Origin of the sequence: Streptomyces sp. NPDC059816, from assembly GCF_042732055.1 — a bacterium.
In the GTDB taxonomy this organism is placed as follows: Bacteria; Actinomycetota; Actinomycetes; order Streptomycetales; family Streptomycetaceae; genus Streptomyces.
Genome location: NZ_JBHWIQ010000026.1, coordinates 12,819 through 34,332, shown reverse-complemented (window position 1 = coordinate 34,332; position 21,514 = coordinate 12,819). Strand labels below are relative to the sequence as shown.

At 70.3% G+C, this 21,514-nt stretch carries 25 protein-coding genes; 12 read left to right on the top strand and 13 right to left on the bottom strand.

Annotated elements, in window-relative coordinates; all coding sequences use genetic code 11:
- The 4 genes from ACFV88_RS28560 to ACFV88_RS28545 all read right to left on the bottom strand — a co-directional run bounded on the left by ACFV88_RS28560 (position 1) and on the right by ACFV88_RS28545 (position 3,231).
- Positions 1 to 411 (bottom strand): hypothetical protein, encoded by a 411-nt coding sequence (locus ACFV88_RS28560; RefSeq protein WP_385494826.1) that lies wholly within the window; start codon positions 409 to 411, stop codon positions 1 to 3.
- Positions 412 to 935: 524 nt separating this feature from the next.
- Positions 936 to 1,925 (bottom strand): AMP-binding protein, encoded by a 990-nt coding sequence (locus tag ACFV88_RS28555; RefSeq protein WP_385494825.1) that lies wholly within the window; start codon positions 1,923 to 1,925, stop codon positions 936 to 938.
- Positions 1,877 to 2,476: a hypothetical protein gene (locus ACFV88_RS28550; protein WP_385494824.1), complete on the bottom strand. Its 600-nt coding sequence runs from the start codon at positions 2,474 to 2,476 to the stop codon at positions 1,877 to 1,879. The genes ACFV88_RS28555 and ACFV88_RS28550 overlap by 49 nt, the downstream gene beginning before the upstream one ends.
- 188 nt (positions 2,477 to 2,664) lie before the next feature.
- Positions 2,665 to 3,231: a hypothetical protein gene (locus ACFV88_RS28545; RefSeq protein ID WP_385494822.1), complete on the bottom strand. Its 567-nt coding sequence runs from the start codon at positions 3,229 to 3,231 to the stop codon at positions 2,665 to 2,667.
- Between the two features lie 56 nt (positions 3,232 to 3,287).
- Here ACFV88_RS28545 and ACFV88_RS28540 point away from each other — a divergent pair, with 56 nt between their 5' ends.
- From ACFV88_RS28540 to ACFV88_RS28530, 3 genes are all read left to right on the top strand, one after another.
- On the top strand, positions 3,288 to 3,623 hold the full coding sequence (locus ACFV88_RS28540) for a hypothetical protein (RefSeq protein ID WP_385494821.1): 336 nt from the start codon (positions 3,288 to 3,290) through the stop codon (positions 3,621 to 3,623).
- Positions 3,624 to 4,144: 521 nt separating this feature from the next.
- Positions 4,145 to 4,627 (top strand): hypothetical protein, encoded by a 483-nt coding sequence (locus tag ACFV88_RS28535; protein ID WP_385494820.1) that lies wholly within the window; start codon positions 4,145 to 4,147, stop codon positions 4,625 to 4,627.
- A 314-nt stretch (positions 4,628 to 4,941) separates the two neighbouring features.
- On the top strand, positions 4,942 to 6,054 hold the full coding sequence (locus tag ACFV88_RS28530; RefSeq protein ID WP_385494819.1) for an NUDIX domain-containing protein: 1,113 nt from the start codon (positions 4,942 to 4,944) through the stop codon (positions 6,052 to 6,054).
- A gap of 39 nt (positions 6,055 to 6,093) precedes the next feature.
- Here ACFV88_RS28530 and ACFV88_RS28525 read toward each other — a convergent pair whose 3' ends face one another.
- The 5 genes from ACFV88_RS28525 to ACFV88_RS28505 all read right to left on the bottom strand — a co-directional run bounded on the left by ACFV88_RS28525 (position 6,094) and on the right by ACFV88_RS28505 (position 10,494).
- The gene (locus ACFV88_RS28525) at positions 6,094 to 6,675 is read right to left on the bottom strand and encodes a L,D-transpeptidase (protein ID WP_385494818.1); all 582 of its coding nucleotides are present in this window, start codon (positions 6,673 to 6,675) and stop codon (positions 6,094 to 6,096) included.
- Between the two features lie 149 nt (positions 6,676 to 6,824).
- Complete coding sequence (locus ACFV88_RS28520) at positions 6,825 to 7,175, bottom strand: hypothetical protein (protein WP_385494817.1); 351 nt, start codon at positions 7,173 to 7,175, stop codon at positions 6,825 to 6,827.
- A gap of 276 nt (positions 7,176 to 7,451) precedes the next feature.
- Positions 7,452 to 8,408, bottom strand: coding sequence for a peptidoglycan-binding protein (locus ACFV88_RS28515; protein WP_385494815.1), 957 nt, complete (start codon positions 8,406 to 8,408; stop codon positions 7,452 to 7,454).
- Between the two features lie 559 nt (positions 8,409 to 8,967).
- Positions 8,968 to 9,927 carry a hypothetical protein gene (locus ACFV88_RS28510; protein WP_385494814.1) on the bottom strand — a complete coding sequence of 320 codons (960 nt, stop codon included), beginning with the start codon at positions 9,925 to 9,927 and terminating at the stop codon, positions 8,968 to 8,970.
- Positions 9,928 to 9,954: 27 nt separating this feature from the next.
- The gene (locus ACFV88_RS28505; RefSeq protein ID WP_385494813.1) at positions 9,955 to 10,494 is read right to left on the bottom strand and encodes a hypothetical protein; all 540 of its coding nucleotides are present in this window, start codon (positions 10,492 to 10,494) and stop codon (positions 9,955 to 9,957) included.
- Positions 10,495 to 10,704: 210 nt separating this feature from the next.
- Here ACFV88_RS28505 and ACFV88_RS28500 point away from each other — a divergent pair, with 210 nt between their 5' ends.
- The 3 genes from ACFV88_RS28500 to ACFV88_RS28490 all read left to right on the top strand — a co-directional run bounded on the left by ACFV88_RS28500 (position 10,705) and on the right by ACFV88_RS28490 (position 12,582).
- Positions 10,705 to 11,112 (top strand): formylglycine-generating enzyme family protein, encoded by a 408-nt coding sequence (locus tag ACFV88_RS28500; protein WP_385494812.1) that lies wholly within the window; start codon positions 10,705 to 10,707, stop codon positions 11,110 to 11,112.
- Positions 11,105 to 11,575, top strand: a complete 471-nt coding sequence (locus ACFV88_RS28495) for a hypothetical protein (RefSeq protein WP_385494811.1) — start codon at positions 11,105 to 11,107, stop codon at positions 11,573 to 11,575. Before ACFV88_RS28500 ends, ACFV88_RS28495 begins: the two co-directional genes overlap by 8 nt.
- A 281-nt stretch (positions 11,576 to 11,856) precedes the next feature.
- Positions 11,857 to 12,582 carry a hypothetical protein gene (locus ACFV88_RS28490; RefSeq protein ID WP_385494810.1) on the top strand — a complete coding sequence of 242 codons (726 nt, stop codon included), beginning with the start codon at positions 11,857 to 11,859 and terminating at the stop codon, positions 12,580 to 12,582.
- Between the two features lie 363 nt (positions 12,583 to 12,945).
- Here ACFV88_RS28490 and ACFV88_RS28485 read toward each other — a convergent pair whose 3' ends face one another.
- Positions 12,946 to 13,131, bottom strand: a complete 186-nt coding sequence (locus ACFV88_RS28485; RefSeq protein WP_385494808.1) for a hypothetical protein — start codon at positions 13,129 to 13,131, stop codon at positions 12,946 to 12,948.
- Between the two features lie 50 nt (positions 13,132 to 13,181).
- On the opposite strand from ACFV88_RS28485, the gene ACFV88_RS28480 reads away from it, so the two are divergent.
- From ACFV88_RS28480 to ACFV88_RS28470, 3 genes are all read left to right on the top strand, one after another.
- Entirely contained in the window at positions 13,182 to 13,505 is a 324-nt protein-coding gene (locus tag ACFV88_RS28480; protein WP_385494807.1) for a hypothetical protein, read from the top strand.
- Between the two features lie 106 nt (positions 13,506 to 13,611).
- Positions 13,612 to 14,529, top strand: coding sequence for a hypothetical protein (locus ACFV88_RS28475; protein ID WP_385494806.1), 918 nt, complete (start codon positions 13,612 to 13,614; stop codon positions 14,527 to 14,529).
- A gap of 104 nt (positions 14,530 to 14,633) precedes the next feature.
- Positions 14,634 to 15,191, top strand: coding sequence for a LysR family transcriptional regulator (locus tag ACFV88_RS28470; protein ID WP_385494805.1), 558 nt, complete (start codon positions 14,634 to 14,636; stop codon positions 15,189 to 15,191).
- Positions 15,192 to 15,204: 13 nt separating this feature from the next.
- On the opposite strand, the gene ACFV88_RS28465 is transcribed toward ACFV88_RS28470, so the two are convergent.
- On the bottom strand, positions 15,205 to 15,804 hold the full coding sequence (locus ACFV88_RS28465; protein WP_385494804.1) for a TetR/AcrR family transcriptional regulator: 600 nt from the start codon (positions 15,802 to 15,804) through the stop codon (positions 15,205 to 15,207).
- A gap of 61 nt (positions 15,805 to 15,865) precedes the next feature.
- On the opposite strand from ACFV88_RS28465, the gene ACFV88_RS28460 reads away from it, so the two are divergent.
- The 3 genes from ACFV88_RS28460 to ACFV88_RS28450 all read left to right on the top strand — a co-directional run bounded on the left by ACFV88_RS28460 (position 15,866) and on the right by ACFV88_RS28450 (position 18,926).
- A complete protein-coding gene (locus ACFV88_RS28460) occupies positions 15,866 to 16,696 on the top strand; it encodes a class I SAM-dependent methyltransferase (RefSeq protein WP_385494802.1) in 831 nt (276 codons plus the stop codon).
- A gap of 1,020 nt (positions 16,697 to 17,716) precedes the next feature.
- Positions 17,717 to 18,196 carry a DUF6166 domain-containing protein gene (locus ACFV88_RS28455; RefSeq protein WP_385494801.1) on the top strand — a complete coding sequence of 160 codons (480 nt, stop codon included), beginning with the start codon at positions 17,717 to 17,719 and terminating at the stop codon, positions 18,194 to 18,196.
- A 1-nt stretch (position 18,197) separates the two neighbouring features.
- Entirely contained in the window at positions 18,198 to 18,926 is a 729-nt protein-coding gene (locus tag ACFV88_RS28450) for a GNAT family N-acetyltransferase (RefSeq protein ID WP_385494800.1), read from the top strand.
- Between the two features lie 316 nt (positions 18,927 to 19,242).
- Here ACFV88_RS28450 and ACFV88_RS28445 read toward each other — a convergent pair whose 3' ends face one another.
- Together ACFV88_RS28445 and ACFV88_RS28440 are read right to left on the bottom strand one after the other, a co-directional pair.
- On the bottom strand, positions 19,243 to 19,695 hold the full coding sequence (locus ACFV88_RS28445) for an HAD-IA family hydrolase (RefSeq protein WP_385494799.1): 453 nt from the start codon (positions 19,693 to 19,695) through the stop codon (positions 19,243 to 19,245).
- Between the two features lie 453 nt (positions 19,696 to 20,148).
- Positions 20,149 to 21,249, bottom strand: coding sequence for a phosphotransferase enzyme family protein (locus ACFV88_RS28440; protein WP_385494798.1), 1,101 nt, complete (start codon positions 21,247 to 21,249; stop codon positions 20,149 to 20,151).
- Positions 21,250 to 21,514 lie beyond the last annotated feature (265 nt).

The window sequence follows — 21,514 nt, the reverse complement described above, 5'->3', positions numbered from 1 at the left end:
TCACGGGCCCCCGCTCTCGTCCTTGGCCGTCCCCGCGGGAAGAGGCAGGACGGAGATCACCCGGCTGCGCGCTGCATGCACGCCCGGCAGGTTCCGCAACGACGTGGTGGTCGTGATCTCGAGTTGCTCCACGCTTCCGGAAGGCAGACCAGGCCAGACGCCGGTGTCGACGTCGAGGACCGCCTGCACAGTGACCGCGGCAGTGCGGGTGGGAACCGAGGATTCCAGGTCAGCCGAGCGGACTTGGACCAGGGCCGTGACCATGCCACGCGGATCAGGCTGGGATCGGCTGTCGAAGATGATCTCCCCGATACTGCTGCCGATCAAGGCGACAATGCGGCTGATCTGGTCGGGAGTACCAGACAGCTCGATTCGCGTGGATGACTGGCTGGATGCGGAGGAGGCACTCATGAAAGGGTCCTTCATCGTGTGGGCTGGAGACGAGGATTGAGAAGCAACAGTGTCCCAACGGACCGACCTCCCGGGGGAGCAGGGCGTTCCAGCCCTGCCCAGGCTGGTACGGGAGGGGACCCCTCTGATGGACGGAGCTAGTGCGGCGGGCCCCCGTGACGCGCAGAGGTCGTCAGGCGGGCGGACTCCGCGGGCATCGCCCATTGGGCGGGCAGTGGGATGGGTATGTGCGACTTGCGGAGGTCGCGGCGGACCTAGCGATCGGTGGCCTCAGCAGCCCTCGTAATGTCCCCGGTCCTGTCCGGGCGCCAAGCGGATCAGAGTTATTGCTGCGAGTCACAACCCTCCGCGCGTTCATTCCAACTTGACTCTCGGCCGTCGCCGTTCGCCGCCTGAACGGCCTTACCTCTCAAGAGGTGAGGCCGTTTCTGTGTGTCAGTGAGTGGATCAGGACCGGTGCCCGCAGGTTCGCTGGGGACCGTGTGCGCCGCGCCCCCGGCGGGATTGCTGGGAGGCACCGGTGGTCACGACCGCGCCGGCACGGCCGTAGAGGGGGCCGTCAGGGTCTTCGGGGACGGATGTGGCGGGCGAGCAGGCGCAGACGGGCGTCGAAGGTGGCCGGGTTCGGCCGCGAGGAGGTCCCCCTCCAGGTGGTGGACCCTGTCGGGCGGCCAGTGGGCGGTGCCCGGTGCGGAGACGAGGGCGACGGTGTGGGGCAGCCGGTGTCCGGTGGCGCAGGCGTGATCGATGCCGGGGCGGGTGGTCAGGAACGCTTCGAAGGGTTCGGGGCTGATCAGGCGGCCGTGGGCGGTCTTGAACGCGGCGGACAGCCGGCCCGCGAGCACGACCTGGCCGTCCCGCGTTTCGGTGACGCGGTCGCCGGTGTGCCACCAGCCGCCGGTGGTGACCGGGTGGGTACGTGGCCAGCGGGTGACGTACCTGGGGGAGAGGTGCGGGCTGCGGATCAGTAGCTCGCCGCCGTCGCCGACGCGATGGGCGGCTGTGACCGGGGTGCCGAGGTGCGGGGCCGTGGTGTCGGCTTGGTGGTAGGCGGGCACGGTAGCCCCGTACGCCCCGGCGACCCGCAGTCCGGCCGCCGTCAGGGTGCGGGCGGCGGCGGGGTCGAGGGCGGCTGCGCCGTTGACCGCGAGGGCGATCCCGCTCACCGCTGTCCGTAACTGCGTACCGCCCGCCTGCTCTTCGGCGGTCAGGGCGTGGGCGAGGCGGGTGAGGGTGTGGGGGACGCCGAGGAGGACGTCGGGCCGGCGCCGGACGATCGCGCCGGTGAGATCGTCGGGGCCGGTGGTGTGGACGGTGGTGCCGTACAGGCACATCAGGCAGTGGCCCATGATGCGCTGGGCGATGTGGGAGGCCGGCAAAGACGCCACGGTCCGCTCCGGCCGGCACGCCGCGCGGGGCCAGTGACGGGTCCAGGCGGTGATGCCGTCGGTGAGCGCCCGGTCGGTCACCACCACCCCGCGGGGCGTGCCAGTGGTGCCGGAGGTGAACACCACGGCGGCCGCCCTACTGCTGCGGGCGTCCGCCCAGCGGTCTGCGCCATGTGGCAGCAGGCGGCCCGCAACCGGGCCCGCTCCTCCTGTCCGACCGGGCCGTTCAGCGCGGCGGACAGGCAGGCGTCGGCCTGCGCGTACGCGTCCTGGGCGCCGCCGAGCCGGTTGGGCGGGCCGGCCGCGTGCCGGGGCCGCACGGCAGGGGCGTGGCGGGCGAAGGCGTCCAGGGCGCGCTGCCCGGTGGCCTCGGCGACGGTCGCGATCGTCGCGGCCATCAGCCCGTACAGCGGGAACCGGTACAGCGGTCCGTCGACGAGCGCGGGCCCGGTGAGCAGGATCCTGTGCCCGGCGGGCACCGTGGTGTCGCAGCTGACGGAGCAGGAGGCGCTGCCGCGCAGCCCCAGCGCGCCCCAGTCCTCGTGGACTGTCACCTCATGACGGGGGAGCAGGAACCAGACCGGGCTCGAGCTGTCCGGGGTGCGGGCGGCGAGCGCGAGGAGCGACGCGTGCTCCGCGCCGGTCACCAGCGGCCACCGGCCTGACAAACGCAGCACGCCCGAGCTCTCGTGGATTGTCCCGGCAGGCATGGACGATTCGGCGATCACCGGCCACACTCCGCTGTCGGCGCGGAGGACGGTCCAGGCGGTGGGCTCGTCTAGGCGGGACAGGCACGCCCCGGCCGGGGCGTGCCGCGGCGGCCCGTCCGGCGGACGGGTCCGCGTACGCCACCTCCCTCACCGCATCACAGGATGTGCGGGACCGCCGACTGCGATCCGCCGTACGCGGCAGGCAGCGCGAGCGCGGGAACATTGCTGTCGGACAGGTGCTGCCACACGTCCGGGTGAAGGGTGCCTTGTTGTTCGCCATGTTCGCGGTGCTCGCGGACTGCCGCGCACAGCGCCGCGACGTCCACGCGCCCAGTGGGGGAGAGGAGAGGGGTCATTGGCCACGGTCCCATCGCTCGAAGAAGGACAAGGGAATGGAGAGAAGTCGGGTCAGGGCGTGGGGGGGTGTGGAGGTCGCGTACGGGGCTGGTGAGGGCGGTGATCCGGGCGATCCCGGCCGGTCCGCCGCCGAGATGCCCGTCGACGACCACTCCGACCGGGCCCGCCGCCGCCCGCGCCGCGGCGAGCGCGTCCAGGACCGGACCCGGCGCAGGGCTGCCGCCCAGCCCGGGGCCGATCAGCCACACCACCCGCCCTCGTGCCCCCGACCGGGCCCGCCCCGCCAGCAACCGCTCGGTGACCTCCACCAGCAGACGGACATCCCCTTCGGCCAGTTCCGGGCCCGACACGGTCAGCAGGTGCATCTCCAGAGCGGCCGCGCCAGCCGCCGGGCCCGCCGGGGCGAGGACCCGGACACCGTGTGCCCCGGCCCGCAGAGCCCCAGCCCCGCCGCGTACGGCGGCGCGCCGTAGGCCGAGGATCCGCCGACCGGACGACACCCGCTGGGCCCCCGGCGGCCCGCCGCCTGGTCGCCGCCCGGGACGCCGTCCTCGCCAACGCCGCCGGAGCTCTCGCCGCCCGCACCCCCGACACCGACCCCCGCGACGCGTTCGCCAACGGCCTGGAATCCGCCCGCGACGCCATCGACACCGGAACCGCAGCCAAGCCGCTGGACCGGTGGATGAAGCTTGCGCAGCCTCTCGCCAGCCACCCAGCCCGAACACCCCGTCACCGCGCCGACCCGTCGTTCAACTGAGGCCCCTGCCAAACCCACCCGCGCACCGATGCCCATCGGTCGTCGAATCCGCTGCGCGTAATCCCGCATGAAACGGGCGAAGTCCTGCCCCCGCCCCCCCGACCCGCTCCGGCAACCGGGTCGCCCCCGAACTGGTGTCGATCGAACCCCAGAAATTGCGAAATCCGCCCAATATTAATGAACCAGACAGAATCTCGTTGAGGCAATGGGGCCCCTGTTCGATGAGGTAGGGGCATCCCACTCGGTTGCATTGCCTCGCAAGAGGCAGAGGTACACCTGGGGGAACTGTCGCAGCTGTCGTCCTCGGCCTTGCGGCGGCTGGGCGCGGTGGCTCCTTCCTGGGCCGCAGGCGTTGGTGGACGTGCGCGTCCCGGCACTGGTAGGACAGCAGATAGAGATCCTTCGGAGCGGGTACGGGGCAGTAGGAAAGGGCAGTCATGCGGAGTGTCGCGGATGAAGGAGGCAGCCAGGCCAGCGCAACCACAGGCCGTGACCCCGTGGGCGCTCTCGCCTCCGCCCGATTGTTGTCTCCCGCAGAGAAGGCGCTCCTGGACTGGCTGGGAGCACACCTCGCGCTGCTCGACCTGCTGGATCACCACGGCGTTGCCGAATGGGAGCACCGGTCGGTGTACGAGCTTGTGGCCAGGCAGGGGCGCTGGTTCACCCCCGCCGCCCTTCCGGCACAGATCCAGCCCCTGCCAGAGAGGCAGTGCTTCGCCAACGCGGCGGCAACCGAGAGGGAGCACCCGCACCTGCACCTGGCCTACACCGAGGGCTTCGCCTTGGCGGCCGACTGCCCCGTACCCACGGCACACGCCTGGTGCACGGACGCATCTGGCCACGTGGTCGATCCGACCTGGTCGGAACTCGGAGGCAGCGCATACCTGGGAATCGTCCTACCCTCAACCCTGCGGCCGCGCCCACCCCATCACAGGGGCGTCCTGGAAGCACACGACTCCTTGTTCCCACTGCTGCGCGACGGGCTGGACACCGAATCCCGCTGACCTCAGCCGCCTGGAGTACTAGCGCACCACGCGGGCATGCTCTCCCCCGCTGCCGCCTGGATCGCCCACGACCACGGCAACCGCCCCCTCCCTCCAGCAGTTCTGTGACGACGCCCGCCTGGGCCGAGCCCGTCCGCGCCACCGACGCCCACCTGCACCGGCACTACCCTGACCACCCTCTGGTCAGGGACTTCACCGACGAAGTCCGCGCCATCGTCGTCTGAGGGTCGCCGCCCGCTGTGCCCACCGCACCGCATGCCCGCAACGGAAGCCCCAGGGGGTTGACCGCTGCCGGATCCGGGGAATGAAGGGCCATGGCTCCAACAGAAGAACGGGCCGACGAGAATGCGTCCGCTCGGATTTCGCACGCGCAGTACGGGGCATCGCGTACGGACGCGGCGTTGTGGGCGGGTGTCTCCGTTCTGATCACGGACACCTCCGGCCGGATCCTTGTGCAGTCCGTCGACTACCGGGACGTCAAGCTCCTGCCCGGCGGGGCCGTCGACCCCGGCGAGCCGCCTTCCCGCGCGGCCGAGCGGGAGCTCCGGGAGGAACTCGGGATCGGCCAGCCGGTGACCCGGGGGCTCGCCGTCGACTGGGTGCCGTCCACCACCCCCGGCTTCCACCCGGACACCCGGTTCCCCGGCGAGATCCTCCACGTCTACGACGGCGGTACCTGGAACGCCGGCCGCATCGCGGCGATCCGTGTCCCCGACCGCGAGATCACCGCCGTCCACTGGATGGAACCCGCCGATCTGAAAAGCCACATGGAACCGGGCGATGCACGCCGGGCCCTGTCCGCCCTTCGCGCCCGGATCGACGGAACGGGCACCGCCCTGCTGGAAGACGGCACGCCGACCGTGCCCGGTGTCCTGGACCGGCTGGAAGTCCTCCGTACCGTCCGTAAGCCCCAGCGCTGGCCATGGAGAGACGGACCGGTGCCACCCGGGCTGCCCCTGACGCAGTGCTGGGGCTGGCTCTTCGCCCCGGACGGCCGCGCACTCGTCCTCATCGGCCGCGACACCGGATCCGCCTGCCTGCCCGGCGGAACCCTGGAGCCCAGCGACGACGGCGACCCGGCAGCGGCGCTCCGCAGGGAAGCCCTTGAGGAGGCCCAGGTGGAGACCGGCGAGCTGATCTTCCTCGGCCACATCTACGACGACGGTGTCCCGACCGCAGGTCCCCGGGCCCGGACTCGGATGGCGGGACGGATCACGTCCTTCGGCCCCGAGCGCCGCGACCCTGTCTCCGGTCATGCCTACGCCCGTCTCTTGGCCACACCCGAGCAGATCCGGGAGCTCTTCGACTGGGGCCCGGAAGGCGACCGTCAGCTCGACGCCGTTCACCGCGCCCGTGAACGGCTCCAACTGCCCACGGCAGCCCGGCAACCTGTCACGGAGCTACCGCCGGAGGGCGGCCGACTGTAGCCGGCTCCCCGCAGAGGAAGGGAGGGCATCGGTATGGGATCAGGACACCACGCTCAGGTGGGTCGGCCAGCCGTAGCCCTTCCGGTCGAAGAGCCGGAACATCTTCTTGATGTCTTCAGGGTGCAGCTTCACGCACCCCCAGGACTTGTAGTCGCCGTCGCCGTCCCAGCGGCGGTTCGTCCCCCTGGGGCCCTGGGTTCCGTCGCGGTTCATCTCGGAGTGGATGAACATCTCCTTGCGCGTCGTGGTACCCGCCGAGCAGGGCATGTCCTGGAGGTAGATGGCATAGCCCTTGATCAACTGCCCGTTGTAGGTCCGGTCCTTGAGCCTGATCTTCCACTTGCCGTTCGGGAGCCAACCGCGTTCGCGCGTGCAGTCGTTGGTGCTCCCCAGCCCCGAACCGGCCCGGTATTCGGCCCACAGCGCTGAGCCTTTGTAGACCCGCAGCCGTGAGTCGGAGGGGTTCTGCGGGTTCTTGTCGAAGACCAGGCGGGTGGCCCCGGACGCCTGCTGCGGCGCCGCGGCGGGGCTCTGGGCGGCGGCGGCCGGCGCCAGGGCGAGAGTGGCCGCGACGAGCCCGGCGATGACGGCACCGCGCGGGTGACGACTGGTGGTGTTCATGGGACTTCCTCATTTCTCGCGCGGCCCGGAGCTCCCGGGTTGCGCGTGTGTCCATCGGTGGTCGTGTATGCGGAATCCGCGGCAGGGGGCGTCCCGTGCCGGTGCAGCGCCCGGGGCGGGCTGCGGGTCGGCCCGCCCCGGGAGCGCGGTCAGGCGATGGCGAGACGCGCCTGGGCCGACTTCGTTCCCTTGAACTTGTAGGAGAAGTTCGTGCGGACGCCGGAGCCGCACGCGTCCGGGTCCTCGTAGCGGCCGTTGCCCGCATTGATGCGGACCTTGGCGCACTTGCCGTCCATGCCGGTGTCGTGGACCCAGCCGGAGACCGTGACGTTGTTGCCCGAGCAGCTCAGGGACCAGTGGGCGGAGGCGCCGTCGATCACGGGAGACGCGGAGGAAGGGCAGGTGGCGGCGTGCGCCGGACCGGCGCTGCCGGCGGTGAGTCCGGAGGCGAGGACGACGGCCGACAGGACGGAGACGATGGTCGTACGGGCGCGGGACATGATGGCCCCTTTCGGGCAGGGTGCTGATGGAGGATCGCAGGCCGGGACAGAAGTCCGGACCGGTGCCCGCCGACGGGCGGGAGGTCCGGGAGTGCCGGTCGCTGACATCAGAATGCCCAGGTGAAGGGGTGGATGAAGAGGTTTGCGGCTCCTTGCCCAGGCACATGGATGCACCCTGCATGGCGGGGCTCTGGCCTGTGGCTATGCCCTGATGCACAAGGGGTCCCCGTCCGTTGGCATACCCGGCGGACCGTCCCGTGCGACACGGCGTTCCCTCTACGCGGGTGCGGAGGGCAGTGGACTGCCGCTTTGCTGATAGGCCGGTGCCCTGACCGGAGGGCGCTGATTCCTCAGGAGAGCGAGCCAGGTGTCCACGCCCACCAGGCCGGTGACGGGCAGGCGCTGGGAGCGCTGGAAGTGCTTCACGTCCTCGACCGTCGCCGCGGTGAACCGCCCCGACACCGGTGTACCCCCCTGACCGGTGTTGTGCAGGAGCTCCTGTGCAGCCCGGACCTCGAACGGTTTGGACCCTGGCCCGACCACTTTCACCAGCTCCGGCCAGGTCTGATCGCCCACTTTGCCGTCAGGCGGGAGATCCCGGCTGCGCTGGAAGTCCATGACCGCCTCCTGGGTGCCCCGCCCGAAGAAACCGTCGACCCGCACGTCGTAGCCGTGCGCGTTCAGCAGATGCTGCAGGGCCCGGCCCGCGGTGAACTGATCCTGCCCACCGATCCGCATCAGCGGCCACTGGGACGACGCCCCGGTCGCCGAAGCGGCGGGCCCCGCACCGCCGCTGACCACGGTGGTGCGGTCCCGGTCCGTGAGCTGTCCCTGGAGAGCCATTCCGGCAGCGAAGGACACCACCACCGCCATCACCACCAAGACGGGACGTAACCGCAGCCAACGGGACCTGCCGCTCGCACGGCGGTTGCCGAGAGGATCCGCCGAATCGGCGCACTGCACTGGGCTGGTGCCGTTGACGGCCTGATGACGGGTGTTCTCCCGCAGCGCGCCCCGGCACAGCTCCCGCGCCCGATCGAGCTCGCCCCCCGGCGCGCGCAACTGCGTGTGCAGCGTTTCCACCACCCGCACAGGTGCGACTGCGGGATGGTTCGGGTTCAAGTAGCGCGACAGCGTCGTCTGATCGACGCCCAACCGGGCAGCCAGCGCCTGCTGTGTCGGACGGACACGACCGGGCGGCTCCCCTGCGGCCTCCCACCAGCGGCGCAGCATCCGTGCGAGCTGTACCCCCGCACTCCGCTCGCGTTCTCCATCGCCAGGATCTTGGCCCATGCGCGTACCTCCCTGTCGCCAATCGGAAACTCCAGACCCCGCAAGCCCCCCGCATACGTGGCATAACAGCAGGTCAAGACGGCGCATAAACGCGGCCGTTGATGCACGGGCCTCGGAGGCGCCGATCGTAGTGATCCTGACCGCCCGCTTCCGCGCAACGTGTCGGCGGTCGCCCCGGTGCCTGGCCCCGCCCCGGAATCCCGTGACCTGCCGCCGCGCTCGTGCTCCGGCCCAGGGTGAGGCGATACGGGGCCGGGGCCTGGGCGTCACAGTTCACCCGGACGAGTGCAGCATGCGGCGATGCAGAAGAGGATGCCCGCGGTCTCCGAGACCGGACGAGGCCAGAAGGTGACCAAGGGACCGGGCCCGGCATCACCTGTAGCGCCCGCAACAGGCATCAACTCGGTTCGCCATAAGGACGGTTGAGGACGCTTATTCTGTGCGACACTCGTCCTATGGAGCGAGAGAGGATCTCACCCACGTCCCGGACGTGGCTGCCTCAGCTTCTTGCTGCCTGCTCGGGACTGACCCTGGTTGCGTTGAACGGGTGGGTCGCCTCGGCTTCCGCAGCTGTTCCGATGCTCACGCGTGGATTCCCCTCGCCGAATCGCCCCGAATCTATCTGCCGAGTGGGCAGACCTGGTCTTCTGGCCCTCAGACCGTGATGGCGTCCCTCCCCGCCTTCACTTGGTGGAGCGGGCCTTCGTGCGTGGGAGCGCCTTGAGGAGCAGGGGCCCCTCCACCTCTTCATGGGTGTGAGGACAGGATGGCCATGGCCTTCCGAAGCAACAGCAGCCGACCGACGCAGGACGCGCCGCCGTCTGGGGGCAGTTACGCCGCTGAGGCTCCAACGACACACAACGGCGGACAGGCGTCCCAGACCGACCGATCGGCAACGAATCAGAAGGTTGCAGGAAACGCCGCCCGTGAAGGGATTGGGGGCGTAGCCAAGGGCATCGGCGTCGGGATGGGCATGTGGGTATGGAGCCAAGCCAAGCGCTGGTTCGGTATCGACGAGGGATAGGACCGGGTCAAGGGCGGGCGGCCGATTCAGTCGGCCGCCCGAGCCCGCCGCCCCGGGTGTGCGGTCAGCCGAGCCGGGGGGGGGCCTGATGATCCCTGGCCCCCACCGGGCGCGCGCCCGGTCCGCGACCGTCTCCAGCACCCGGGCGTTCTCTGCCGCCCGGTCGAACGTCATCTGTACTGCAGCCCGCCCGGCCGGGCGCAGGTCCGCCGCACGCAGATGGACACCACGGACCCGGGCGCGCTGCAGACCGAGGGCGTCGTAGAGCGCGGACGCGGCGTGGGCCAGCGTGGGGGCGTGCGCGGTCGGCTCTCCGAGGCCACGGCCGCGGGAGGTCGCGCTCCCGTCGGCGTGCCAGACGGTCAGCTCCACCCGTCCGGCGGCCTGCCCGTCGGCACGCAGCTGCCAGGCGACCTGCTCGACGAGAGCGCGCACGGCCCGCCGGTGACAAAAGGGTTCAACTCATCCCGGGGAAAGTCCCAGCGGGCGGAGCGGGAGCGGGGGGCAGCCACCGGGCGAGACCGGCCGGTCATCGCGGCCTCGGGCCCGGTCGTGGATCAGCCGACCCTGAGCCGCGCCGAGGATCCGCTGCAGGGTGCCGAGCGGCACGTCGGCGACTGCGCCGATGGTGTGGAGCCCGTACCGGGACAGCGCCCGGGCAGTGGCCGGACCCGCACCGTGCAGATCCTGGACAGCGCGAGGTCGGAGGAATGAGGCCTCCTCGGCAGGTGAGGAGAGGTCGACGATCCGCCCCGGCGAAGCGGCGGCGCACGCCATGGCTGCCACCGCCCGGTTGCCCGCCGACCCGATAGAGGAGGCGGTCCCGCACAGGGCGAGCGCGCGGAGCTGGATGATCTGGGCCAGCCGATACGGGCCCGTGTCGAAGAACCGCAGAGCGCCCGTCACGTCCACGTCGGCTTCGGCGGGCGGCATGGCCTGCACCTGCGGAGTGACCTTGAGCAGGAGCCCAGTGAGCTGTTCGAACAGCTCCTCCGTTTCCACCGGGCCGTGGAAACGGACACGGAGAACGCTCTGCCGGTCAGCCACCGCCACCCACCGCGTACACGCCCCCCACTTCAGCGCGGGCGACCGCGCGCAGCCGCACCCGATCCGCGGTCGCCGTGTCGGCGGGGTGGCTCGCCCAGTAGGGATGCCAGTGGAGTTGGACGGACAACCGAAGCAGGGCACGGCGGCGAACTTGGCGTACGCGGCGTGCCAGGCGGCCTGGAGACGACCCTGCTGGAGGCCGCCCAGCTGTCCGCGGTGCTCGGCGGGCGGCTGCCGAACTCGGCGGAGTGGGAGTGGATGGCCTCCCGGGGCGGATATCGCCGCTTCCCCTGGGGCGATGCCGAACCCGCACCGGGGACCGCGAACCTCCGCAGCTTCGGTCCCGGCCGGGCCACCGCGGTCACCACGCACCCGGCCGGCCGCACCCCCGAAGGGCTGTGGGACGTGGGCGGCAACGTGTGGGAGTGGACGACCGCTCCGTGGCGCCGCGACCGCATCGCCCTGCTGCGCGGCGGCTCCTACCACTCCCTGGTCCAGTACGCCTCCTGCGCCCACGCCAACGACGTCCCCGGACACCTCGCCTCGCCACCACACCCTCCCCAGCGTGCCTGACCCCGCCTTCACCCTCCTCGACGTCCCCTTCCAGATCGGCACCGGCCAACTGCGGCCCACAACCCTGCTGCGAACCCGCGCCCACCGCCTCGACCTCACCCGGGCCGCACTGATCATCACCCCTTCCAAAGACCTCTCCCTGCCAGGACTGCGCGCCGCCGTCCTCGTCACCCGCAGCCCCGCCCTGACCCGGCACCTCGGCGGCGACCGGTTTGAACGGATGGCACTCACCACCAGCCCGCTCGCCGAGGCCGTCATGATCTTCTACATCTCCCTCCTGAACGTTCTGGAAGCCCCGCGCGCCCGCACGGACGAACTCGTCCACGCGCTCCACACCCGGATGCGCCGGGCCGGCCTTCCCCCGCCGCCCGGCCCGGACGCCTACGAACGAATCCGCCACCACCTCAACGCCCTTCGCGCCCGCATCCGCCGCAACACCCGAACCATCGCAGCACCCGGCTAACCCCTACGGTGGCCCGGAGGAACCCGGCCACCCCGCGGCTATTCGGGTTTCGCCGAACTGGCCACTCCACGCGCCGACTTCCTCGCCTGGGTCGCCCGCTGCGCGAGCCAGGGCCTGGTCCTCAACCCCACCGTCGTCCATGGCGGCACCACCACCGCATGGAACACCCTTCACCCGGGGCAGCAGCTGCTACCGATCGTGTCCGGCCGTAGAGCACCACATCCATCTCTATACGGTAAGGCACCTTGCGGTATTTCTGTAAGGCGCCTTACCCTATGGAGATGGGAGAGAAGAACCTGGCGGAGACCGCCGCCTCAGTGACGGTTCCCTTGAACGTCCCACCCCGGTACAGGGAGTTGGTAGAGGAGTCGGGGCCGCCGGTGGGTGTGGAGGAAGCACGGGTCCGCTGGGGTCAGCTGGTGGCCGCGGCCGAGGCCGGGGCGGTCACCCTGATCACTGCCGACACGGCCGCCCGCCGCGGGTACCCGACCTGGGCCGCCATCGCGCCCCTGGATCGTGTGGCCGACCCCGGCCGGTACCCGATGTGGCCGCTCCAATCCGCCCGCTCCAAGTTCATGGGGGTGATTGAAGCCGCGACACAGCTCACCGGCGGGCAACCGCAGATCCTCACCCGACACCGCCGTCCGGTCGTCGCCGTCGTCGCCGCGATTACCCTGGTCAACCAGCCGCCCGCCGGGGAACGGATCGACCCCGACACCCTGCTCCGGGAGGGCGGAAGCATCACCCTCGAGTACGACCACGGCCACCCCGGCTCCACGGGCCCCGACGGCGATGTGGACCACGAGCCCGCCCCACCCGCGTACATTGCCGTCGCCAAGACTCCGGAGGGGCAGGAGATCGGCCAGGGAGTGGGCGACAGCATTCCCGACGCCCTGCTGAGGCTCTGGCGCCCGCCCTCCCACCTGTACTCGAAGGAACCACCGTTCCCGAACGTCGGCTGGAGTGCCCCAGCCGACGAGCCCTGGGAATCCACCCCCCGGTTCTGACCCCTCGCCAGTGACCACCACCTCCAAGAAGCTCACCGACTACGATCGCGCCAATTCGAGCGGGCCCTGCGCTGGGCCCGCCCCCTGGCCGCTGAGGCTGATGACGCACTCCCGGCACACGAAACCGGACAGTATGCACCGATAGTTCAAGCCCTCCCGGGGATAGCTAAACTGAGCAGCTTCCTCGCGCCGGGCGACGGCTGCCGCTGCACTCAGCTTCGGGCGAACGCTGGGCGCTGGGCCGGATTCTGCCGGAAAGCGGTTCTGAGCGTTCTGGCCGCAGGGCAGGATCCGTCTCTACCGATGCTCTCACCGGGTCCCAGGGGTTGTCCGGGCCAAGCGCACGACGAACAATGACGGTTTTCAGCGAACCGCGTCATCAGCCTTCATCGGATCTGATTGAATCGGCGTCGTCGTCGCGCCGTGGCACGTCCGGGTTGGGTTGATCTGCAGCGTGCGGTGCATGCCGTCATTGTTTCGAATCACGGCAGGAATGGCTGCGATAACGCCGGGGCGCTGATTGGCCAGTACCGGGGCGGGAGCGGTCATGACACTCCACGGCGCCCCATCGGTGCGGGACGCGCAGCAGGGGCCCTTGGGTGAGCGAGATCGATCCGTACGACGTGCTGGAGCGGCAGATGATCAAGGTGAAGAACCGGTTGAGTATAAAGCTCGGCGGCGCGTCGGTGCCGGTGGTCAAGGACGACGGTGTTTGCCGGCATTTGTCGTTTCGGTTCCTGAAGGCGTCACGGCAGCGGTACGAGGTTGTCAACGAGGGGCTCGGCCCCGTCAACTGGGCAGGAAAGCTGATGTACGGGCCCGGTAGTGCGGTCCGGGAGTACGACGCCGACCGGACTCTGGCCTGCGTCCGACGGGCGGCGGGCGATGCGGTCGAGGACGCCGTCCTGGTGTCGGTCGGCTGAGATGGCGACGACGCATTTGCGGGCCTGCGACGTTCCCGAGGTTCGCCAGGACCTGCTTCGGTGGGCCACCGACAACGCCTCACGCGCCCAACGCGGGTTGGACCCGGTGCAGGTCAACGGCTTCACCGATCCTTTCCTGATGCAGTCGGCTGTACGAGGTGCGGAACAGTTCTTCGTCAACGACCGCATGACGTGGCTGGCGCGTACGACGGGCGAAGAGTTGCCGGTGTGTGCGTTCGACGCGGCCGACCTGCCTGACCCGATCGGTTTCCTGCTGTGGTCTGACGACCCGAGCGCACACAGCAAGACCCTTGGCCGGCCGCGGGCCGTGCTGTGGTGTCGGGCCGGGCTTGCGCTGCGCGTCCTGGTCTTGGACGACGCGGGGCCGTACCGGCGGACCCTGGAGGAGTTCGGCAGCCGGGCCGATCCAACCTGGGCCAGTCAGGTTCGTGACACGCTCGCCGGTGACCTTGCCATCGGCTTCGGTGCGACGATCCCGCTGAACACCGAGACCGAGTGGGACGAGGTGAAGCGCACCTGGGCCGTCGACACGTACGGTCGTCCGGCGAAGGACCGGTACAGCGTTGGCGCCGAGCGGCTCAACGACCGCACCGAGGACCAGCTCCGAATCATCCGTACTCTGCTGGGCACCCTTCTACTGATCCGTCAGCCCGCTGACTCACGCCGTGCGCTGTGGCAGGCCGAACAGGTACGGCCGGACGCCGCTGGCCGCAAACGTCTACGCCGCGGCGGTGCCGCGCGCCCCGACGCCCCAGTTCGCTACATCACGCTCCGCCAGTCCATCCGGCCCGCCTCCGACGACGACCAAGGTGCCCGCGACACCGCTGGCCGCATCTATCGGCACCAGTGGTTCGTACGGCCGCACCGCCGCACCTACCCTGACCGGGACGACCCGACGGGCTACTCCCGCAAGTGGGTCGGCCCCTACCTCGTCACTCCCGAAGGATGTGAGGACGCCCCAATCCTGGGCAGAGAACGTGTCGTCAACGTCCTACGCCGCTGACGACACGCACCACGGGCCCCGGTTCAGGCTGGGGGTGGTGGGCCGGCTACCAGCAAGTGGCGATCGTCCAAGTTCAGATCCAGGTCGCGTCGACGCTTGAGCCGGTGGGAAAGTGTAGGCCGGTTGGTCTTCTTCTCGAAGGCTGTCAGCTCCTCCCTGTCCACACCACACCACGCCCCGAACCGCTCAGCCTTCGCATCACCCGCGAGGAACTCGAACAGGCCTACCTGCACCAACGCCTCAGCATCCCCGACATCGCCGACCAGTTCGGTCTCGACAGGCACCGCCTCAACCTCCTGGCCAAGAAGTGGGGCATCGAGATCCGCCCGAGCAGCGCCACCAGCAACCCGTTCGCGCTCCTGCCGGACGCGCCGGCCCTGTCCGAGTCGATGGCGGCCATCAGCAACGTCCGCAACTGCGTCGAACACCTCAGGCACCTGGTCCGACTGCCCGGCCAACGGAACCTCTGCGCGGCCGCCAGAAGCCTCGGAACGCTGCCGACGACGCTCACGCACCAACTGAATGCCCTGGAGAAGGCCGCAGGCGTGCAGCTGATCGAACGGACCAGCCCCCTCACGGCCACTCCTGCGGGCACCGCTCTCATCAACGAAGCAGAGCACCTGCTCAGCCTCCTGGACGCGGTGGAATCCTCGGTCACCTGAGTGGCGGCCCGGCCTACGGCTGGGGTGGTCGCAAGGCGCCGGCGATGACGGTGGTCACCATCTTGCGGACGGCGGCGATTTGCGGCGGGGCGCTTGTCCGGTCGGCGAACAGCAGGTGCCCGGCCCCGACGAGGGTGGGGGCGAGTGTGTCGATGTCGGCGTCACCGGCCAGGCGCCCCGACTCCCGCTCGGCAGTGAGATAGGCGGCGATCATGGCGGTGCCTTGCATGGCCAGCGGGATGCCGGTCAGACCGGCCTCGCGCAGCCGGGCGCGGAGGCCGTCGCGGAAGGTGATGAGCGCGACGATTGCCACCGTGACCGGCCCGAACAGGTCCTGCAGGGCGTCAGCGAGGTTGTCCACCACGCTCCCGGTGCCGGCGGCGGCACGCAGAGTCGTGGTTCGGTCCTCGATGCCGCGGACGCGATCGAGGACCAGTTCCGCCAGGAAAGCGTCGAAGTCGGTGAAGTGCCGGTGCAGCACACCCTTGGCGCAGTTCGCCTCCTCCGTGACCGCCCGGCTGGTCAACGCGTCGGGCCCGTCCCGGAGCAGGACGCGCTCGGCGGCCTCGAACAACTGGCCGCGCACGTTGTGGATGTGCACCCCTGACGGCATTTTCTCCCTTTCCGCACCGCCCCGCCTTAACAAGTGGGCAACCGCCCATTAGTGTGGGCGCATGCCCACTTTATCGCAGGGACAGCCGGACACGTCCGGGCCCGAGCCCCACCGCCACCGGCAGACGGCCGAGTCGTTCGGCGTCGATGCCGAACGCTACGACCGCGCCCGACCGCCGTATCCCCAGGCCCTGGTGGATCGGATCGTCGCGGCAAGCCCGGGTCGGCACGTCCTCGACGTCGGAGCCGGGACCGGTATCGAGGCCCGGCAATTCGAGGCGGCCGGCTGCACGGTGCTCGGTGTCGAGCCCGACGAGCGGATAGCCGCCTTTGCGCGACGCAGCGGTGTCGAGGTCGAGGTCGCCAGGTTCGAGGACTGGCAGCCGGCCGGGCGGCAGTTCGACGCGGTCATCGCCGGCACCGCCTGGCACTGGGTGGACCCCGCCGTCGGCGCGGCCAAGGCGGCCCAGGTGCTCCGGCCCGGCGGCCGACTCGCTCCCTTCCACCACGTCCCCCAGCTCCCGGCCGAGGTGATCGACGCCCTCGCCGAAGCACTCCGACGGGTCGCCCCCGATTCCCCGTTCAACCCCGGCCTGCTGAGAGGATCAGCCGTGGACGCATACCAGCCACTGTTCGCGAAAATCGCCGACGGGATCCGGCAGACCGGCACCTTCAGCGAGCCGGAACAGTGGCGCTTCACCTGGGAGCGCACCTACTCCCGAGAGGAGTGGCTCGACCAGCTCCCCACCTTCGGCGGCCTCACCCAACTCCCCGCAGACAAAATGGCCGAGGTCCTGGACAGCGCCGGGACCGCGATCGACAAGCTCGGCGGCCACGCCACCACGCCCTACACATCCGTCGCGATCACCTCGACCCGCTCCAACACGGCCTGACCGCCGCAAACGTCGGGCGTCGCCGGTCACGAGCAGACTCATGCGCTCGGCGACGCCCTCAAGGAGGCGGGGCAGGTCCTCCGGCTCCTTGCACCAGACCTCAGTCCAACGGTCCGTCCCGGCGGGCCACACGATTGCTAAAGATCAGCCACCGGCCCGCTGCTAACACAACATGGAATCCGAAGTCTCAGCAGGACTCACTGCTAACGGAGCGGCTCAACCTACACCCTTGTAGGTTCCGAAACTCGACGGGCAATGACCACACCCGATGCGCACTCAGTGCGCACATCCGTGCCGCCCCCACGTGGGAGCTCGCGGGGGCGGCACGGATGTGCGGGCGCAGCCGACTGGACGAGGGCGCGGAACCTGCACTCCTCGCATCCATCCCTTCTCCGAGACAGGATCCCTGTGCTGTGCCCCCGCTGTCTTCTCCGTACCCCCTGTCGGTCCTCGGGGTGTTGGCGCACCTGGGCAGCGAGTCGCTGCTCGCCGGCGGCGTTCTCGGCACCCGATGCCCGGGCGCCGCTGGATGAGGTGATCGGCTGACTGATGGCCGAGATTCGGCGTTCCCGCGGCGCATCCGCGGCCGCTGCGGCGTCACCCTGCCGTTGGAGACGGTTCACCGCAGCCTGCGCCCACGCGGCGGCAGCCTCAGCGGCGCCGACCGAGACCTTGCGGAAAATCTCGTTGACGGCGTCAGCCCGATCCGGGGTGGACGTGCTCGCCTTCGTGTCCTCTGGGTCCGTGGCGGCGTCGGCTGGCTCGTTCGGCACGGCTTCGGCGAAGGCTCGCTGCAACGCATCAAGGTCGATTCCGAGGGGAGCGACCAGGTCCTGGGCCGTGCCACCCGGCGGTACGAGTTGGGGGCCCAGACTGGTAGGCCCCGGTGATCGGGTGAGCGCCAACGTCTCCTCGAACGGTTCACGCAGCAGCACTGACCGAGCGCGCCCTGTCGGTATGGGCCGGTGTCCGGCAGGGTGGACGCGTCCGTCAAGACGATCAACGGGAGGGAACGCAACGATGGCGTATGAGGACCGGACCTACCACGGCATCCATGGTGTTGGCGGTGATGAGAACGAGAACGAGTGGCGGCCCGCCCGGCTCCTGGTCGAGAAGCCCGAGGACGGCCCCACCCAGCGCCAGAACGTCACCGTGCTGCGCGAGCTCAAGGCGAAGGACGAGGACGAACTGGGCGGCTACGGCTGGGGCTACAACGGCGGCGGCACCAGCCGCACCGCCGCCGCGGTCCTGGCCGACGCCCTCGACCTCGGCACCCCGGAGAAGGCCGGGCTGTCCATGAGCGAGTGGCCGCAGGATGACACCCTGGTGGCGCTGCGCGAGGACTTCTGCATCGACTTCCTCTCGCAGTTCTGCGACGAATGGCGTCTCGGCCGTGCCGCCGTCCTGCGCTGGGCCCGCGGCTGGTACCTCCAGCGCGGCGTCACCGACCTGCCCGAGGCCTTGCACAGCCTGCCGCCACTCGTGGACATCGAGGTTTGACGTGGGACGGACCACAGCGAAGAAGACGAAGGCCAGGCGCACCGTCCCGCTGTCCGCCGACCGGATCCGCGCCGGCTGGCCCGGGCCCGCAGGCACCCTTATCCGCCGCGCACGGGCCCAAGACACCGAGGCCGCTGACACGATGCTGCAAGCCGCCGGAGTACGGCTCATCCCGGCCCTGCGCTCCGCGATCGAGGACGGCACGGAGGGCGCCGCCCTGCTCGACGGTCTGGACGGCACCCGCAAGACTTTCCAGAAGAGCTTCGCGCACCACACGGCCGGGCACACCGGAGCCGAGTCGATGAGCGGCACCAGCCTCACCCTGGTCGCCGCCGACCCGCAGAACCAGCCGGTCGGCGTCCTGTCCATCACCGCCCCGGCCACCGTCATCGGCAACGCGATGGACGCCGGATACCCCAGAGATAAGGCCCTGGCCCTAAGCGTGTTCATCGCCAAGATCCACGGCCTGGCCGTCGCCGAGGAGGCCCGGGGCCAGGGAATCGCCGGCGTGCTGATGAAGCGGGCCTGGCAGGTCTACCACCAGCTCGACTACTTCCTGCTGTACGGCTCGTACGAGACCCACCGTGACCTGGGCGCCTTCTACACCCAGTGCGGCTACACCGTCCTCGCCCCCGGCGAGGCCGTCTCCCTCGACCGCATCGCCTTGCCCTTCAGCGTCGGCGTAGAAGACACCGAGTGCCTCTTCACGCGCTGGCGCCCCCGCCGCTGACCCAGTAGCGCAGTACAGCGGAGGACCCCGGCGCCGCGATCACTGGAGCCCTCCGCTCGTAACAGCCCCCTGAGCTGGGGCGTGGGGGCGGCAAGCCACCGCGCACGGCCTGTCCATGATCGGCGGCGGCCACTCTCGACGAGCCCCCCTGCATTCGCATGCATGTTCGATAAGTGTTCTACTGAGGTCATGCCGTCGCACGGATTCCCCCGCGATCTCGTCCGTCTCCAGGCCGCCTGGGCTCGCCGACGGTGAAAGACGGCCCTGCCCGGGCACCCCACCCACCCCCCTGACCGGTTCTGGGGCGGTGGTCCGGTCACGACGTCCCACCGCCCACCACCTCCCGGTCGATGTCGGGGACGTGGGGGAGGAGCTGGCGGAGCCGAGCGAGCGTGACAGAGGGGGAGGCGGCGTGGACCGTGGTCATGCCCAGCGCCCGGGCGGGCGCCAGGTTCTCCTCGTTGTCGTCGACGAACACACACTCCACCGGCGGGAGGCCGAGCAGGCACAGGGTGAGCTCGTAGATCGCCGGCTCCGGCTTGCGCATCCCGTGCTGCTCGGACAGGACAACCAGATCGTGGCACTCCTCCAGCCGCCACGGACCGTACGGGTTGTGCGGGGTCAGGCCCATGGAGTTCGACAACACCGCCGTGCGCACCCCGGCCGCCCGGATCGCCGCCGCCGCACCGATCACCCGCTGCTCCGGGCGCAGGGTCGTCAGCGCTCGGCCCATCAGATTGGTGCCGTCGATCTTGAGCCGGGCGCCCATCTCCGCGTTCCACCGCTCCTGGGTGATCTCGCCCCGCTCCAGGCGCGCGTACAGCTCCCGCCCGGCCGGGTCGACCGCGACCGCCTGCCGGTACGCGTCCTCCGGAAGCCCGGTCTCGGTCGCCTGGGGCGCTGTCGCCCTGTTCGGTGATGGCGGCGAGGCGGGGGCGGGAGGGGTTGAGGTGGATGCGGGTGAGGTGGTGGGTCATGTGTCATCGTCCAGGGCGTCGTAGAAGTCCGGCCTGCTGCCGGGGCCATGGTGGGCGGGCCGGGGTGGGGGGAGGGTCCGGGCGCCGGTTGCGGGGTGGTGCGATCACTTCGGCGACACCATCGTGGAGAGCGTGCCCGGCATCGAGCCGGTGTGGATGCAGCGGCCCACAGAAGGTCCGGACATGCGAGTTCGCTGTCCGGGTTGCGGCTTGCGTGAGTTATGCCGCGGCCGTGGGGGCATGATTCAGCGAAGAGTGTCGCGCAGGGCCTCCTCCATGGTTGGGAGTCGGTCCAGCAGGATCAGGGCCGCCTCATGTCGTACCCGCCCGTAGGCTTCCATCGCGGCGTCGACGATGTGCGGCCGTTCCACTGGTACCGACAGCGGAAAGGCCGAGCAGAGCATGGCTGCACAGCCGACACGCAGCGAGGACACGAGATCGTCCGCAGACGCACTCGGGTTGGCGTCCCGGTAGGCCAGGGTGAGATCGGTGTATCCGGTGAGCCAGCTCTCCGCACTGTTGTCCAGCACGCTCTTGGGGTCGCAGCCGAGACGTGCGATCTCCCAGGCGAGGTACCCGGATGCGGGCGGTCGGAAGTCAACGATCGCGGCAACCTCGTTGTCCTTGAACAGGACGTTGGGTCCGGCCATGTCGCCGTGCAGGACCTGGACGGTCAGCCGAGGAAGCGATGCGAGGGCGCGTTCGATGTCCCCCAGGATGGTCTGCCGCTCATGCGCCGCCTGGAGAGCCCACGTCTCGAACTTCCCGAGTCTGGACTTGTGCTGGTACGCATGGATCAGGCGCTCGAAGCGGTGCCGCGAGGCAGCCATGTCACATACCGTGGCGCCGGGTTCCCGCGTGGGTACCGCGGCGGGGTGAGAGGAGAGCCGGCGGTGGAGGCGGCCCATCGCCGTGCCGACAGCTGCCCACCGTGCACCCGCCAGGCCGCCTTCGGCGCTCGCGGTGTGCGGCACGTACGACCACAGGGACATCGGCAGCGGGCCGTGGGCCTCGATGAGTTCGTGCTCGCGTGTGCGGGTTGCCCGCGCGGTCGCGACGCCTCCGTCGGCGCAGTACTCGGACAGTTCGACCGACGTCCGCTCCAGATGCAGGTGTTCCCGGGTGCGGTAGACCTTGGCGAAGTGCCGTCGGCCCGTCTGGTCCACGACGGCGTAGTTGTCCGTCGCGGTGCCTTCCGGGATGCGCGTGATGTCTGCCGGGTGCAGTCCGTACGCGAGCACCAGTGTGGCGGCGACGGCCGTGATCTGCTCCTCCTCCGCGGTGTGGCCGGGTGTGGAAGTCGCGGAGACATGCTTGGGGGCGGATTGGTGAGATGGGGTGGACATGGTCTCCTCGTCGAAGCGAACGGAGTCAGCGGACGGATGACGTGGGGGTGCCAGGTGGTCGGGGCGATCCGGTGGCGGGTGCGGACCGCGGCCGCCAGGTCGCCGACGGACGATGCCGCGTCAGCGCGGCCATTTGGTGGAGCATCACTCGTTCGGGGCGTCGCAGTGCCCAGGCCCCGACCCGGCATCGCCACCGGCTGCCGGCATGCGCCCGGCCGATCAGAGCGACACTGCGGCCCCTGCCGCGTGAACCGGCTGATCGAGG